This is a genomic window from Clavibacter michiganensis subsp. insidiosus (genome assembly GCF_002240565.1).
GTDB lineage: Bacteria > Actinomycetota > Actinomycetes > Actinomycetales > Microbacteriaceae > Clavibacter > Clavibacter insidiosus.
In genome coordinates this window covers 250,197-264,815 of the sequence record NZ_MZMO01000001.1, presented here as the reverse complement: position 1 = coordinate 264,815, position 14,619 = coordinate 250,197, and the positions used below count along the sequence as shown (strand labels likewise).

Below are 14,619 nucleotides of genomic sequence, written 5' to 3'. Positions count from 1 at the left end.
TTCGACGGGCGCTGCCCCACGATATGGATCCGGTCACGCCAGCACCAAATGCCCCTGTGGACGAGACTGTGGACAAAGTGGGCGAAACGCCGGGGATCGTGTGGACTACCTGGGGACAAGCCTGTGCACTACTGACTTTTTTCGGGCCCGAATACCCCCTTGACCTGGGCTGGAGTTCTCCCCCACCAGTGTGGGAAAACTAGTCTGCACCAGGGCTTGAGAGTTCGTCTGCTAGGGGTCCGCCTGTGGATGGGGCTGGGGATCCAGGGCCCTCTGACCGGCTGGTTAACCGCCGATGGCGGTGGGCTCCAGGAGCCCACCGCCATCGATCTCGTGCTGCGTTACTTCGCGGCGACGACCTGCAGGCTGATCGTGGCGATGATGTCGTCACGGAGCCGGATCGTGGCCTCGTGGTTCCCCGTGGCCTTGATGGCGTTGGGGATCTCGATCTTGCGCTTGTCGACCTGGCCGATGCCGGACTCCTCGACCGCCTTGGCGATGTCGGACGTCTTGACGGAGCCGAAGAGGCGCCCGCCCTGGCCGGCCTTGACGGTCAGCTTGACGATCTTGGCCTCGAGGCGGCTCTTGAGGTCTTGCACCTCCTCGATGGTCGCGTGCTCGCGAGCGGCACGCGCGGCCTTGATCTGCTCGATCTGCTTCTCGCCGCCACGGCTCCAGATGACCGCGAAGCCCTGGGGGACGAGGTAGTTGCGGGAGAACCCGTTCTTGACCTCGACGACGTCGCCGGGGGAACCGAGGCCGGAGACCTCGGTCGTGAGGATCACTTTCGACATTCCATTACCCCTTAACGGCCGGAGCCGGCGTAGGGGAGCAGTGCCATCTCACGCGCGTTCTTGACTGCGCGCGCGATGAGGCGCTGCTCCTGCACCGAGACACCGGTGATGCGACGAGCGCGGATCTTTCCCCGCTCGGAGATGAACTTGCGGAGGGTGGCGACATCCTTGTAGTCGATGACGCCGACGCGGATGGACTTCGCCGGGGCGGCGTTCTTGCCACCCTTGGCTCCGCGGAGAGGCTTGCGGCGGTCGCCGCTGCTCTTTCCAGCCATGATTCTTCCTGTCTTTCGTACGTAGTGCGACGAGCCCTAGAAGGGCGTCTCGTCGTTGAAGTTGCCGGGGTTGGACCAGCCGCCGTCGCCGCCGCCGGAGTTGCCGCCGGAGTTCGCGGGGGTGCCCCACGGCTCCTCGGCCACCTGCTGCTGCTGGGGCTGTCCGCCGCCAAACTGGCCACGGCCACCGCCGCCGGAGTTGCCCCCGCCGCCGTTGCCGCCGCCGCCGGCCGCGCGCGTGACCTGAGCGGTCGCGTAACGGAGCGAGGGGCCGATCTCGTCGACCTCGAGCTCGATGGAGGTGCGCTTCTCGCCCTCCTTCGTCTCGTACGACCGCTGCTTGAGGCGGCCGGTAGCGACGACACGCGAGCCCTTGGTGAGCGAGGACGCCACGTGCTCGGCGAACTCGCGCCACACGCTCGCACGGAGGAAGAGGGCGTCGCCGTCCTTCCAGTCGTTGCTCGCGCGGTCGAAGGACCTCGGCGTGGAGGCGATGGTGAAGTTGGCTACCGCCAGCCCGTTCTGCGTGTACCGCAGCTCCGGATCACTGGTGAGGTTGCCCACGACCGTGATGATGGTTTCGCCGGCCATCGACTACTCCCCGGTCTTCTCGCTGGAAGCGGCCTGCGCCGCCGGCTTGCCGGGCGTCGCCGGAGCGGCATCCGTGGCGGGTGCCTGGGGCGCGGCGTCGGCGGCCTTGGACGTGGCGGCTGCCTTGCGGGCGGCCTTCTCGTCGGCGAGCTTGCGAGCTGACGCGACCATGGCCATGGCCTCCTCGGCACGCAGCACCTTGGTGCGCATGACGGCCTCGGACAGACCCAGCTGGCGGTCGAGCTCCTGCGTGGCCTCGCTCGTGGCGGTGAGCTGGACGACGGCGTAGATACCCTCGTTCTTCTTGTTGATCTCGTACGCCAGTCGACGACGGCCCCAGACGTCGACGGAGTCGACGGTGCCACCGCTGGTGCGGATGACGTTGAGGAACTTGTCGAGACTGGGAGCGACGGTGCGCTCATCGATCTCGGGATCGAGGATCACCATGAGTTCGTACTGATGCGTCACTAACCCACCTCCTTCGGACTTGAACGGTCGCAGACGATCTGCGACAGGAGGGTATGTGCATCTGTCCGCGCGGGGCAGGGGAATCCCGTTGCCGGGCGGACAACCTCGCAAGACTACCGGATGGGGAGGAGTCGCACCAGGCCGAGGGCCGCGGCCATGCGGATCAGGACTGCTCGGCGGCCCACCACGCGACGAGGCGACGCTGGGCCTCGTCCTCCGGGAGGGGGCCCTCGTCGAGCCGCAGCTCGAGGAGGAAGCGGTAGGCGCGGCCCACGACCGGGCCCGGCGGGACGTCGAGGATCCGCATGATCGCCTCGCCGTCGAGGTCCGGGCGGACGGCCGCCATCTCCTCCTGCTCGGCGAGCTCGGCGATGCGGGCCTCGAGGTCGTCGTAGGCGAATCCGAGGCGGTCGGCCTTGCGGCGGTTCTGCGTGGTGACGTCGGCGCGCGTGAGCATGTGCAGGCGTTCGAGCTCGGGGCCGGCGTCGCGCACGTAGCGGCGCACGGCCGAGTCGGTCCAGCCGCCCTCGGTGTAGCCGAAGAAGCGGAGGTGCAGCTCGATCAGTCGCGCGACGGACGCGATGGTGTCGTTGTCGAAGCGGAGGGCGCGGAGGCGGCGCTTGGCCATCTTGGATCCGACGACGTCGTGGTGGTGGAAGGTGACGACCCCGCCGGGCTCGAGGCGACGCGTGGACGGCTTGCCGATGTCGTGGAGGAGCGCGGCCAGCCGGAGCACGAGGTCCGGGGCCTCGCCCGGGTGACGGGAGCGCTCGTGGTCGATGGCCTGGTCGAGCACCTGGAGGGAGTGCTGGTAGACGTCCTTATGGCGGTGGTGCTCGTCGGCCTCGAGCTTCATCGCGGGGAGCTCCGGCAGCACGTGGTCGGCGAGGCCGCCCTCCACGAGGAGGTCGAGGCCCGCGCGCGGCTCGGGCGTGCGCAGCAGCTTGGAGAGCTCGTCGCTCACGCGCTCGACGGAGATGTCGAGGATCCGCGGTGCCATGTCGCGGATGGCGGCGAGCGCGCCGTCGTCGAGGCGGAAGCCGAGCTGCGAGGCGAAGCGGACGGCGCGCATCATGCGGAGCGGGTCGTCGCCGAACGAGACCTCCGGGGCGACGGGCGTGCGGAGCAGCTGGGCGAGGAGGTCGTCGATGCCGCCGGACGGATCCACGAGGACCACCTGGGGCAGGCGCACGGCGAGCGCGTTGACCGTGAAGTCCCGGCGCACGAGGTCCTCCTCGAGCGAGGAGCCGAACTCGACCTCGGGCTTCCGGGAGACGCCGTCGTACTGGTCGGTGCGGTAGGTCGTGATCTCGACCTGCTCCCCCTTGACGCGCGCGCCGATGGTGCCGAACGCGCGGCCGATGTCCCAGTGGGCGTCGGCGACGGGCTTCACGATCTCGAGGATGCGATCCGGGCGGGCGTCGGTGGTGAGGTCGAGGTCGGTCGCGGCACGACCGAGGAAGGCGTCGCGCACCGGTCCGCCGACGAGGGCGAGCTCGTGGCCCGCCTCGTGGAAGGCGCGGGCGAGCACGGCGACCGGGGGCGATGAGGCCAGCTCGCGGAGACGCTCGAGGGCCTGTGCGACGCTGTGCATGGTCGGACAGTCTACGGCGGGCTACGACCGGCGTCGGCGTCCACGGCGAGGGCACACAGGCCGCGCGGGGCCAGCCATTTAGAATCGCCAGATGCACGCCGCGCCTCGACACGACGCCGGCCCCACCCGCACGGACAGAGCACTCCGGTCGATCCGGCTATCCGCCCGACGCACGATCTCCACCCTCGTGTGCGTCACGGTCGCCGCCGGGACCCTCGCCGCCGGGACGGTCGCGGGTCCGTCGACCCCGGCGCACGCGGCCACCGACGGCGTGACGCTCACCGTCACGCCCGCGGCCGAAGGGATCCTCACCCCCGGTGAGGACCTCGCCGTCACCGTCTCCGTGGTCAACGCCACGGACGCCGCGGTCCCGGCCGGGCGCATCGACCTCGACCTCAACCGCACCGTCCTCGACACCCGCGCCAAGGTCGACGGCTGGCTCGACACGGCGTCCACCGACCAGAACACGCGGACCGGCCCGCGCATCGGCCGCACCGACACCCCCGAGGTGCCCGCGGGGGGCACGGTCGACGTGGGCATCACCGTACCGTCGGCGACCGTGGCGCTGCAGGGCAGCCGCGGCGGCTTCGGGCCGCGCGGGCTGACGGCCGAGCTCGAGGCGGGTGGCGCGGACGTCGCGACCGGGCGTGGGGCCGTCGTCTGGAGTCCGGGCGCGGATCCGACCCCCACGCCCGTCGCGGCCGTCATGCCGCTCACCGTGCCGCCGAGCGCCTCCGACTTCATCGACGCCGAGGCCCTCGCGACGTACACGGCCACGGGCGGCACGCTGACGCGCCAGCTGGACGCTGTCTCCGGGCGGCCCGTCGCGGTGGGCATCGACCCGCGGATCATCGCGTCCATCCGGATCCTCGGCGCCGACGCCCCCGCGTCCGCCGTCGAATGGCTGCAGCGCCTCCGCGAGATGCCGAACGAGACCTTCGCGCTGGCCTGGGCGGACGCCGACGTCGCCGTGCAGGCGCAGGCCGGCGCCGCGACGCTCCTCGCGCCCACGGACACCACCTACGCCGTGCAGGCGAGCCGGTTCGCCGCGCCGGGCTCGACCCCCGCGCCGAGCTCGACGCCCAGCGAGACCCCCACGGCCACGGAGTCCCCCGCCGCGAGCGGCACGCGCGGCGGATCCGCCGTCGCGGGGGCCGCGAGCGCCCCCGCCGAGACGCCCGCCCCCTCGTCCAGTCCCGAGCCGAGCCCCACGCCCACCGCGCCGGCCCTCACCCCCGTGCCGAGCCTCGCCGACCTGACCGCCTGGGACTACACGATCTCCGGGGTCTCCTGGCCGGCCGCGGGCACTGTCACATCCGGCGACCTCGGGGTGCTGGCCGCCAGCGGCACCACGACGGCGATCCTCGCGAGCGGCGACGTGCAGTCCACCGGCACCGCGTCCGGCGCCGCGACCGGGAGGATCGGCGACACGACCGTGCTCGTGACCGACGCGCGGGTCTCCGCCCTCGTCGACCGCGCGCTCTCCGCGGAGACGGACGAGGCGTTCGGGATCGCGCTGGCGCAGCTCTCCGCGACCCTCTCGGCCGACGCGCGCGCGGCCGACGGCCACGTCGTCGTCGCGGGCCTGGAGCGCGGATGGGCGGCCTCCGGCGGCCGCCTGGGACAGCTGCTCGACGCGATCCAGGGGCTCCCCTTCAGCGACACCGCGCAGCTGGGCGCGGCGTTCGCGACCGCGCCCGTCCCCCTCGAGGTGGTCGACCACCCGGAGGACGCCACCCGGGTCCAGCGGGTCGCCGACGCGATGTCCCTCGAGGCCCAGGTCGACGCGTTCGCGAAGGCGGTCGAGCGTCCCGAGCTCATCACCGGCCAGCAGCGGATGCTCCTGCTCGCCACGCTCGCGATCCGCTGGCGCGACGACGAGGATGGGCTGCTGACCGTCCAGGACGGTTACACCGCCCAGGCCGATGCGCTGCTGGACTCCGTCGCCATCACCACCCGCCAGAACACCGTCATCAGCGACACGACGAGCCTCCTGATCAACGTGAGCAACGCGCTCGACCAACCCGTCACGGTGCGGCTCTCGATCATCGCGGGCAGCGGGCGGATCCGCGTGGACGACTCCGCGCTCGTGACGGTCCCCGCGCACGGCAGCGCGTCGGCCCGACCGCCCATCACCTCCATCTCGAACGGCGACGTCGTGGTCACCGCGCGGCTGACGACCGAGGACGGCTCCGTCCAGATCGGCGAGAGCGCGCCCGTCGAGCTCTTCATCCGCGCCGGGTTCGAGGCCGTCGTGACGACCCTGTTCGTCGCCGCGGTCGCCCTCCTGTTCGGCTTCGGCCTGTTCCGCAGCATCCGCAAGCGCCGCCGCGCCCGCGCCCGGCAGCTCGCCGGCCTGCCCGAGGAGATCGATGACTGACCGGATCGCGCCCCGCACCCCTGCCGCGGTCGCCTCGTGACGGCCGCGCCCGCCCCGCGCGGAGGCGGCATCGGCCGAGCGTCGGCCCTCCTCGCCTCGGGGACGTTCGTCTCGCGCGTCCTCGGCTTCGTCAAGGCCATCGTCCTGCTGCAGACCATCGGCGCGACCCTCGGCAGCTCCAACGCGTTCTCCAACGCGAACCAGCTGCCCAACAACATCTACGTGATCATCGCGGGCGGCGTCCTCAACGCCGTCCTGGTGCCGCAGGTCGTGCGCGCCGCGAAGCACGCCGACGGCGGTGCCGGGTACATCAACAAGCTCGTGACCATCGCCATCGTCGTGCTCGGCGGCGTCACGATCCTCGCGACCGTGGGCGCTCCCGTCGTCTCGCGCCTCTACGCCGCCACCCTGCCGCCGGACGTGTTCGCGCTCGTCGTCGCGTTCGCGTACTGGTGCCTCCCGCAGATCCTCTTCTACGGGCTCTACGCCGTGCTCGGCGAGGTGCTGAACGCGCGCGGGTCCTTCGGCCCGTTCACGTGGGCCCCGGTCCTCAACAACGTGGTCGCCATCGCCGGCCTGCTCGTCTTCCAGGCCATGTTCGGATCCGGCAGCCGACCGGTCGACGACTGGAGCCTCGACAAGATCGTCGTGCTGGCCGGATCCGCGACCCTCGGCGTCGTGGCCCAGGCGCTCATCCTCTTCGTGTTCTGGCGACGCGTGGGACTGCGCTTCCGGTTCGACTTCGCGTGGCGGGGAGTTGGCCTCGGCACCGCCGGCCGCCTCGCCGGCTGGACCTTCGGCATGCTCGTCGTCACGCAGCTGGCCGGGATCGCGCAGTCGAACGTGGCCAACATCGCGGCCACCTCTGACAGCCCCTCGAGCACGATCCTCCTGAACGCGTGGCTGTTCTTCATGCTGCCGCACTCGATCTTCGCGGTCTCCATCGCCACCGCCTACTTCACGCGCATGAGCACGCACGCGGGCGAGGGCGACCACGACAGCATGCGGGCGGACCTCTCCTCCGCCGTCCGGCTCGTCGGCCTCATGACCGTGCTGTCCACCGCGCTCATCGCGGTGCTCGCAGGCCCCGTGGCGCGCGTGATGGTGTCGGGCGACATCGGCGAGGTCCGCGGCTACGGCGTCGTCCTCATCGCCTTCATCCTCGGGCTGCCCGCGTTCAGCACCCTGTTCGTGCTGCAGCGCGCCTTCTACGCGCTCTCGGACACGCGCACGCCGTTCCTCATCCAGTGCGCGCAGGTCGTGCTGTTCATCGTCGGCGCCCTGGTCATCTCCCAGCAGCCCGTCGAGCTGATCGGCGTGGGGCTCGCGGTGCTGCAGACCGTCACGGTGACCGGGCAGGCCGTGCTGGCCGCGGTGCTCCTCCGCCGGCGCATCGGCCGCATCGACGGCCGCCGGATCCTCCGCAGCGCCGTCGGCTTCGTCGTCGCCGCGGTGCCGACCGCGCTCGTCGGCATCGCGCTGCTCACCCTCGTCTCCGGTGGCGCGTTCGCCGGCGTCGGCGTCGCGTCCAAGGGCCAGGCGCTCCTCGTCGGGATCCCGCTGGCCGCCGTCATGACGGCCGTCTACCTCGCCGCGCTGGCCGCCATGCGCTCGTCCGAGCTGCAGCAGCTCGCGGGCCCCGTCATGCGCCGCATCCGCCGCCGCTGACCCCTCGCGCCGCCGCCGGCCCGACCCACGTCGAGGCCTGTCCGCGCACATGACCCCGCCCGGTGGAGCCGCAGGAATAGCCGCTACCGTGGGTCTGTTGCAGAGGTGAGCGGGTGCCGGGAAGACGCCCCGCCGAGCAGTGGAGGAGAAGCCGTCGTGCGTCAGATCATCATCATCGGTTCGGGTCCCGCGGGATACACGGCCGCCATCTACGCCGCGCGCGCCAACCTCACGCCCCTCCTCATCGCGAGCTCGGTCGAGGCCGGCGGCGAGCTCATGAACACCACCGAGGTCGAGAACTACCCGGGGTTCACCGACGGCATCCAGGGCCCCGACCTCATGATGGCGATGCAGGCGCAGGCCGAGCGCTTCGGCACCGAGGTCGTCCTCGACGACGTCACCTCCGTCGAGCTCACGGGCGAGGTCAAGCGCGTCACCCTCGGCAACGGCGAAGTGCACGAGGCCCTCGCGGTCATCGCCGCGACGGGATCCGCGTACCGCAAGCTCGGCCTCCCCGCGGAGGACCGCTTCAGCGGACACGGCGTCTCCTGGTGCGCGACGTGCGACGGCTTCTTCTTCCGCCAGAAGACCATCGCGGTCGTCGGCGGCGGCGACAGCGCCATGGAGGAGGCCACGTTCCTCACCCGCTTCGCGGAGAAGGTCTACGTGATCCACCGCAAGGACTCGCTGCGTGCCTCCAAGATCATGCAGGAGCGCGCGTTCGAGAACCCGAAGATCGAGTTCATCTGGAACGCGCAGGTGGTCGACATCACAGGCGGCGAGAAGGTCGAGGGCGTCGTCCTCGAGGACACCGTCACGGGCGAGCAGCGTCCCCTCGCGCTCGAGGGCCTCTTCATCGCCATCGGCAATGACCCGCGCACGCACCTCTTCCACCAGCAGCTGGAGCTCACCACCGAGGGCACCATCGCCGTCGACGGCCGCTCCTCGCGCACGAACCTGCCGGGCGTCTTCGCCGCCGGCGACGTGATCGACCCCACCTACCGCCAGGCCGTCACGGCGGCGGCGTCGGGCACGGTCGCGGCGCTCGACGCGGAGCACTTCCTCGCGTCCCTGCCCGACGCGCTGCTCGACGCGGCCTCCGACGGACCGGACGGCCCCGCGGGCCACGGTGCGCCGGCCGCCGGGAGCGCGGTGGATCCGGACGGCGAGCTCGTCGGCGCCGAGCGCCCGTAGTCCCCGGCGCGACGCAGCGCCCACCCTCACCGGAGGATCCGGGAACCACCCGGACCCGCAGAACCACACGAAGGAGCACTCATGTCCCACTCCCGCGACGTCACCGACGCCAGCTTCCAGGCCGACGTCCTCGACGCCGAGAAGACCGTCATCGTCGACTTCTGGGCGCCCTGGTGCGGCCCGTGCAAGGCCGTCTCCCCCGTCCTCGACCAGATCGCCGCCGAGAACCCCGGCATCGAGCTCGTCAAGATCGACGTGGACGACAACCCCGAGATCGCGATGAAGTACAAGATCACGTCGATCCCGGCCATGAAGGTCTTCCAGAAGGGCGAGGTCGTCAAGACCGTCATCGGCGCCAAGCCGAAGCCGGCCCTCGAGCATGAGTTCGCCGACTTCCTCAAGTAGCGGCCGCTCCCGCCGCACCGGCGACGAGCATCACCGGAGGGCCCGGCACCGTGAGGTGCCGGGCCCTCCGCCGTCCGGCCGAGCACCGCGATCCCGGGGCGCCGCCCGTTAGGCTGGACGGCAATCGGACAGTGAGAGACGTGACGTGACACCTGCAGGCAGCCCCCGCGAATCCGCGGGCACCAACCTCGACCCCTGGTTCCCCCACTACGCGGAGAGGACCTCCGGCCTGAGCGCGTCCGAGGTCCGCGCTCTCTTCGCCGTGGCCAGCCGACCCGAGGTCGTCTCGCTCGCCGGCGGCATGCCGTTCGTCTCGGCCCTCCCGCAGGAGCTCATCGTCACGGCCATGGAGAAGGTCATGCGCGAGCGCGGCCCCGTCGCGCTGCAGTACGGCGGCGGCCAGGGCACGCCCGAGCTGCGCGAGGACATCCTCGAAGTCATGGCCCTCGAAGGGATCCGCGGCAGCGTCGACGACATCGTCACCACCACGGGCTCGCAGCAGGCGCTCGACCTCGTCACGAAGCTCTTCATCGATCCGGGCGACGTGATCCTCGCCGAGGCCCCCAGCTACGTCGGGGCCATCGGCGTCTTCCGCAGCTACCAGGCGGTCGTCGAGCACGTCGTGATGGACGACGACGGCCTCGTCCCCGAGGCGCTGCGCGAGGCCATCGCGCGGATCCGCGGCGAGGGACGCACCATCAAGTTCCTCTACACGGTCCCCAACTTCCACAACCCGGCCGGGGTCACGATGTCGGCCGCGCGCCGCCCGGAGATCCTCGAGATCTGCCGGTCGAACGACATCCTCGTGCTCGAGGACAACCCGTACGGCCTCCTCTGGTTCGACCGCCCCGCACCGGACGCCCTGCGCAGCCTCGACGACGAGGGCGTCATCTACCTCGGCTCCTTCTCCAAGACGCTCGCGCCCGGCTTCCGTGTGGGCTGGGCCCTGGCCCCGCACGCCATCCGCGAGAAGCTGATCCTCGCGCAGGAGTCGGCGGTCCTCTCCCCCAGCTCCTTCAGCCAGCTGATCATCTCGGAGTACCTGCACGCGTCCGATTGGAAGGGCCAGATCGACACCTTCCGCGGCGTGTACCGCGAGCGCCGGGACGCCACGGTCTCCGCGCTCCAAGAGCACCTGCCGAGCCTGTCCTGGACCGTCCCCAATGGCGGCTTCTACGTCTGGCTGAAGCTCCCGGAGCAGCTCGATTCCAAGCAGATGCTCCCCCGCGCCGTCACGGCGCTTGTCGCCTACACGCCCGGCACCGCGTTCTACGCCGACGGACGCGGGCGCGACGCCATCCGCCTGTCGTTCTGCTACCCCACGCCGGAACGCATCCGCGAGGGCGTCCGGCGGATGGCGGGCGTGATCGACGACGAGATGGATCTGCTCACCACCTTCTCCGGCACAGGTGCGCTCGCGTCGCGTCCCACGACGTCCGTCGTCACCCCGCCCCCGGACCTCGACTGACCCTCCGCGTCCACGAACACCGACCGAAACCGGATCGAGCATCATGACCGCACACGAGCCCCTCTCCGTCCTCGTCCTGGCAGGCGGCATCTCCCACGAGCGGGACGTGTCCCTCCGCAGCGGTCGCCGCGTCGCGGACGCCCTGCGTGCTGCGGGCGTCCAGGTCTCCCTCCGCGATCCCGATGCCACCCTCCTCGACTTCCTCCGCGACACCCCTCCGGTCGTCGTCTGGCCGGTCCTCCACGGGGCGAGCGGCGAGGACGGCGCGCTCCTCGGACTCCTCGAGCTCGCCGGCGTCCCCTACGTGGGCTCCTCCGCACGGTCCGCCCGGCTCGCGTGGGACAAGCCGACCGCGAAGGCGATCGCGGAGTCCGCCGGCATCCGCACGCCGCGATCCGTGACCCTCCCCAAGGACACGTTCCGCGAGCTCGGTGCGGCCGCCGTCCTGCGCCTCGTCGCCGAGTCCGTGCCCGCCCCCTACGCCGTCAAGCCGGCGCGTGGCGGCTCCGCACAGGGCGTCACCATCGTGAGCGACGCCGACGCCCTGCCGCGGGCCATGGTGGACGCGTACACCTACGGCGACGTCGCCCTGATCGAGCAGCTCGTGGTGGGCACCGAGGTCGCGATCGGCGTCCTCGACACCGGTGACGGGCCCGAGGCCCTGCCGGCGACGGAGATCGTGCCCACGTCAGGCGTGTACGGCTACGAGGCACGCTACAACGCGGGCCTCACGCGCTTCTTCACCCCCGCGCGCATCTCCCCGGAGGCGACCTCGGCCGCGTCCGCGACGGCCGTCGACATCCACCGCGCGCTCGGGATCGGGCAGATGTCGCGGGTGGACATCATCATCGACGCCGCCGGCGATCCCTGGTTCATCGAGGTGAACGTGATCCCGGGCCTGACCGAGACCTCGTTGCTCCCGCAGGGCCTCGCAGCCGCGGGCGTCGAGGTGGGCGATCTCTACCGCCGCCTGGCCGAGGCTGCTCAGGAAGCATCCGTCGACCGCTGACGACGCACTCCCGGCGACACCGGTTCGACCGGAGACACGAACCGCTCGCTTGCAGCCCGACAGCGTCAGCTCGCGTCGGCGTCCGGCACACCCATCTCCTGGGCGATGCGCGCCAGATCCCCCACCGTCGCGAAGTCGATGACGATCTGACCCTTCTGGGCCGACATCGTCACCCGCACCCGCGTGTTCAGGTGGTCGCCGATGCGCTGGCCCGTCTCATCCAAATGGGCGTTGCGGGCCGACGTCGCGCTCTTGCGCGGCGTGGTGGTCCTCTGCCCTCGTTGCGCGGCAGCCTCCGCCGCCCTCACGGACAAGTCCTCGTTGACGATCTTGTCCGCGAGGTGCCTCATGGCCTCCTGGTCTCCGGATGACAGGATCGCGCGCGCATGGCCTGCCGACAGGACTCCGGCGGCGACACGGTGTTGCACGTCCTCCGGCAGGCGCAGCAGGCGGATCGTGTTGGTGATCTGCGGCCGCGACCGCCCCAGCCGCTGCGCGAGCTCGTCCTGCGTGATCGCGAAGTCGGCGAGCAGCTGCTGGTAGGCGCTCGCCTCCTCCAGTGGGTTCAGCTCGGAGCGGTGCAGGTTCTCGAGCAGCGCGTCCCGGAGCATGGACTCATCCGCGGTGTCCTTGATGACTGCCGGGATGGTGTCCAGCCCGAGCTCCTTGGTGGCACGCAGGCGGCGCTCCCCCATGACGAGCTCGTATCGCGCACGACCATCGACGTCAGCGCCCAGCGGGCGCACGACGATGGGCTGGAGCACCCCGTACTCGCGGATCGAGACCATGAGCTCTTGTAGCTCGTCATGGCGGAAGTCCGTTCGCGGCTGCTGCGCGTTCGGGGTGATGACCGCGGGGTCGAGGTTCGCGAGGCGCGCTCCGGGTACAGCGACGAGCTCCAAGTCGCCCGCGTCCTTCCGGATCTCCGCCGAGTTCCCGTGAACGCCGCTGGGCGCGCCTGCACCGATGCTGTCGGGGAAGAAGACGTCGACGGGGCGACTGCGCTCGTCTGACGTGGGGATGAGCGCGCCGATGCCGCGACCCAGGCCGGTTCTCTTGGTTGCCATTACTTCGGGGCTCCTCGGTGTGCGATCTCGGCTGCTGCCTCCAGGTAGGAGAGCGCGCCGGGTGAGTTGGGGTCGTAGCTGATGACGCTCTGCCCGTAGCTGGGCGCCTCGCTGATGCGGACGGACCGCGGGATGAGCGTCGTGAGCGTCTGCTGGGGAAAGTGCTCCCGTACCTCCGCCGCGACCTGCTGGGCGAGGTTCGTGCGCCCGTCGTACATGGTCAGGAGGATGCTGGACATCTGCAGATCGGGGTTCAGGTGCCGGGAGATCAACTCGATGTTGGAGAGCAGTTGACTGAGGCCCTCGAGGGCGTAGTACTCGCACTGGATCGGGATCAACACCTCCTTGGCCGCGCTGAACGCATTGATCGTGAGCAGTCCCAGCGAAGGCGGGCAGTCGATGAGCACGTAGTCGAAGTCGCGACCGTGCTCCGACGCGAGGAATGCGTCCAGGGCCTTCCGTAGACGGCGTTCTCGCCGTGGGAGGCTGACGAGCTCGATCTCCGCACCGGCGAGGTGGATGGTGGCGGGAACGCAGAAGAGCGTGTCGAACTCGGGGCTCCGCTGCACAGCGTCCTGGACGGGAATGTCGTTGACGAGCACGTCGTACACGCTCATCAACTCGCTCGACCGGTCAGCACCCAATGCCGTCGAGGCATTGCCTTGGGGATCCAGGTCCACGACGAGAGTCCGCGAACCCGACTTCGCGAGCGCTGCAGCGAGATTGACGGTCGTCGTGGTCTTTCCGACACCGCCCTTCTGGTTCGCGATCGTGAACACGCGGGTTCGGTTGGGGCGTGGAAGGACCAGGCCGGCCAGTGCCTTCCGTCGGCGACTGGTCTCCGAGAGCTCTCGAGCGATGGGACTGAGGTCGTCATCCATGCATGTCACTCCGTCCATGACGCGCTGCGTGCGCGGTCCGAGTCTGCAGGTCATGTTTCACGTGGAACATGAGGTCTCCGGGGTGGTCGTCGATCGCCAGAAAACGCCCGCCCATCTGCACTTTCCCTCGACGAAGATGCCACGAGACATCACGCCACCCGTGCCCGGATCACACGCGTCACCTCGTCGACCTGTCCTGAACCTAGCGTGATGACCTCGACGTCCTCGAGGTGGTACTTGCGAATGGCCTTGCTTGCGGCCTCGACCTCGCGCTCCGCATTCGCGCCCTTCATCAGGACCAGCTCCCCTCCGGTCTTCACGAGCGGCACAGTCAGTGGGATCAACTTGGAGAAGGCACTGACCGCTCGAGCCGTCACCTGATCCAAGCTGAACTCGTTCGCCACGTCCTCGGCGCGGGCCCGTCGAACCTTCACGTTCTGCAACCCGAGATGCGCGACCTGCTCCTCGAGCCACGCCACTCGACGCTCCATCGGTTCGATAAGCACGAATTCCACGTCGGAACGCGCTATGGCGAGGACCAGACCCGGAAGACCAGCGCCCGTGCCGATGTCGCCGACCAACCCCGGAGCCAGGAGCGGCGCGACCAGTACGGAATTGATGATGTGACGTGTCCAGAGCCGCGGTGGCTCGAGGGGGCCGATGAGCCCGAGCTCCTCGCCCCTGCTCCCGAGCTGCGACGCGAATTCCTGCGCGATGGGCATCCGGTCGCCGAACAAGGATCTGGCGACCTGCGGCTCCGATTCGACAGTCGTGTGTTCGGGCATCGCATGTCCATCCTGTGATCGGTGGCCCCAGCCGAGCCCG

Annotated in this window: 13 protein-coding genes and 1 pseudogene; 6 read left to right on the top strand and 8 right to left on the bottom strand. The window is 70.4% G+C overall.

Features of this window, described 5'->3' with window-relative positions; translation table 11 throughout:
- Positions 1-341 precede the first annotated feature (341 nt).
- The 5 genes and pseudogenes from rplI to B5P21_RS01365 all read right to left on the bottom strand — a co-directional run bounded on the left by rplI (position 342) and on the right by B5P21_RS01365 (position 3,722).
- Positions 342-794, bottom strand: a complete 453-nt coding sequence (gene rplI / locus B5P21_RS01385; protein WP_094170677.1) for a 50S ribosomal protein L9 — start codon at positions 792-794, stop codon at positions 342-344.
- Positions 795-805: 11 nt separating this feature from the next.
- Positions 806-1,069 (bottom strand): 30S ribosomal protein S18, encoded by a 264-nt coding sequence (gene rpsR, locus B5P21_RS01380; protein WP_012039648.1) that lies wholly within the window; start codon positions 1,067-1,069, stop codon positions 806-808.
- A 36-nt stretch (positions 1,070-1,105) separates the two neighbouring features.
- Positions 1,106-1,660, bottom strand: coding sequence for a single-stranded DNA-binding protein (locus tag B5P21_RS01375; protein ID WP_045530015.1), 555 nt, complete (start codon positions 1,658-1,660; stop codon positions 1,106-1,108).
- Positions 1,661-1,762: 102 nt separating this feature from the next.
- Positions 1,763-2,107, bottom strand: a pseudogene (gene rpsF, locus B5P21_RS01370) (30S ribosomal protein S6); the annotation flags it as partial.
- A gap of 184 nt (positions 2,108-2,291) precedes the next feature.
- Positions 2,292-3,722 carry a CCA tRNA nucleotidyltransferase gene (locus B5P21_RS01365; RefSeq protein WP_045530016.1) on the bottom strand — a complete coding sequence of 477 codons (1,431 nt, stop codon included), beginning with the start codon at positions 3,720-3,722 and terminating at the stop codon, positions 2,292-2,294.
- 91 nt (positions 3,723-3,813) lie between these two features.
- Between B5P21_RS01365 and B5P21_RS01360 the strand changes: the two genes are divergently transcribed.
- The 6 genes from B5P21_RS01360 to B5P21_RS01335 all read left to right on the top strand — a co-directional run bounded on the left by B5P21_RS01360 (position 3,814) and on the right by B5P21_RS01335 (position 11,846).
- A complete protein-coding gene (locus tag B5P21_RS01360; protein WP_094170676.1) occupies positions 3,814-6,102 on the top strand; it encodes a DUF6049 family protein in 2,289 nt (762 codons plus the stop codon).
- A 36-nt stretch (positions 6,103-6,138) separates the two neighbouring features.
- Complete coding sequence (murJ, locus tag B5P21_RS01355) at positions 6,139-7,770, top strand: murein biosynthesis integral membrane protein MurJ (RefSeq protein WP_045530018.1); 1,632 nt, start codon at positions 6,139-6,141, stop codon at positions 7,768-7,770.
- Positions 7,771-7,926: 156 nt separating this feature from the next.
- On the top strand, positions 7,927-8,964 hold the full coding sequence (gene trxB / locus B5P21_RS01350) for a thioredoxin-disulfide reductase (protein WP_045530019.1): 1,038 nt from the start codon (positions 7,927-7,929) through the stop codon (positions 8,962-8,964).
- A gap of 81 nt (positions 8,965-9,045) precedes the next feature.
- On the top strand, positions 9,046-9,369 hold the full coding sequence (gene trxA, locus B5P21_RS01345; RefSeq protein WP_045530020.1) for a thioredoxin: 324 nt from the start codon (positions 9,046-9,048) through the stop codon (positions 9,367-9,369).
- Between the two features lie 145 nt (positions 9,370-9,514).
- On the top strand, positions 9,515-10,837 hold the full coding sequence (locus B5P21_RS01340; protein ID WP_045530021.1) for an aminotransferase-like domain-containing protein: 1,323 nt from the start codon (positions 9,515-9,517) through the stop codon (positions 10,835-10,837).
- A 43-nt stretch (positions 10,838-10,880) separates the two neighbouring features.
- The gene (locus B5P21_RS01335; RefSeq protein ID WP_045530022.1) at positions 10,881-11,846 is read left to right on the top strand and encodes a D-alanine--D-alanine ligase family protein; all 966 of its coding nucleotides are present in this window, start codon (positions 10,881-10,883) and stop codon (positions 11,844-11,846) included.
- 65 nt (positions 11,847-11,911) lie between these two features.
- Here B5P21_RS01335 and B5P21_RS01330 read toward each other — a convergent pair whose 3' ends face one another.
- The 3 genes from B5P21_RS01330 to rsmG all read right to left on the bottom strand — a co-directional run bounded on the left by B5P21_RS01330 (position 11,912) and on the right by rsmG (position 14,579).
- Entirely contained in the window at positions 11,912-12,913 is a 1,002-nt protein-coding gene (locus B5P21_RS01330; RefSeq protein ID WP_045530023.1) for a ParB/RepB/Spo0J family partition protein, read from the bottom strand.
- Positions 12,913-13,794: a ParA family protein gene (locus B5P21_RS01325; protein ID WP_094170675.1), complete on the bottom strand. Its 882-nt coding sequence runs from the start codon at positions 13,792-13,794 to the stop codon at positions 12,913-12,915. The genes B5P21_RS01330 and B5P21_RS01325 overlap by 1 nt, the downstream gene beginning before the upstream one ends.
- Before the next feature lie 149 nt (positions 13,795-13,943).
- Positions 13,944-14,579 (bottom strand): 16S rRNA (guanine(527)-N(7))-methyltransferase RsmG, encoded by a 636-nt coding sequence (gene rsmG / locus B5P21_RS01320; RefSeq protein ID WP_045530025.1) that lies wholly within the window; start codon positions 14,577-14,579, stop codon positions 13,944-13,946.
- Between the last annotated feature and the right edge of the window lie 40 nt (positions 14,580-14,619).

Excerpts from the sequence above, each read along its gene's own strand:
- rplI (WP_094170677.1), bottom strand. The coding sequence starts at position 794 with ATGTCGAAAGTGATCCTCACGACCGAGGTCTCCGGCCTCGGTTCCCCC.
- rpsR (WP_012039648.1), bottom strand. The coding sequence starts at position 1,069 with ATGGCTGGAAAGAGCAGCGGCGACCGCCGCAAGCCTCTCCGCGGAGCC.
- B5P21_RS01375 (WP_045530015.1), bottom strand. The coding sequence starts at position 1,660 with ATGGCCGGCGAAACCATCATCACGGTCGTGGGCAACCTCACCAGTGAT.
- B5P21_RS01365 (WP_045530016.1), bottom strand. The coding sequence starts at position 3,722 with ATGCACAGCGTCGCACAGGCCCTCGAGCGTCTCCGCGAGCTGGCCTCA.
- B5P21_RS01360 (WP_094170676.1), top strand. The coding sequence starts at position 3,814 with ATGCACGCCGCGCCTCGACACGACGCCGGCCCCACCCGCACGGACAGA.
- trxA (WP_045530020.1), top strand. The coding sequence starts at position 9,046 with ATGTCCCACTCCCGCGACGTCACCGACGCCAGCTTCCAGGCCGACGTC.
- B5P21_RS01335 (WP_045530022.1), top strand. The coding sequence starts at position 10,881 with ATGACCGCACACGAGCCCCTCTCCGTCCTCGTCCTGGCAGGCGGCATC.
- B5P21_RS01330 (WP_045530023.1), bottom strand. The coding sequence starts at position 12,913 with ATGGCAACCAAGAGAACCGGCCTGGGTCGCGGCATCGGCGCGCTCATC.
- B5P21_RS01325 (WP_094170675.1), bottom strand. The coding sequence starts at position 13,794 with ATGGATGACGACCTCAGTCCCATCGCTCGAGAGCTCTCGGAGACCAGT.
- rsmG (WP_045530025.1), bottom strand. The coding sequence starts at position 14,579 with ATGCCCGAACACACGACTGTCGAATCGGAGCCGCAGGTCGCCAGATCC.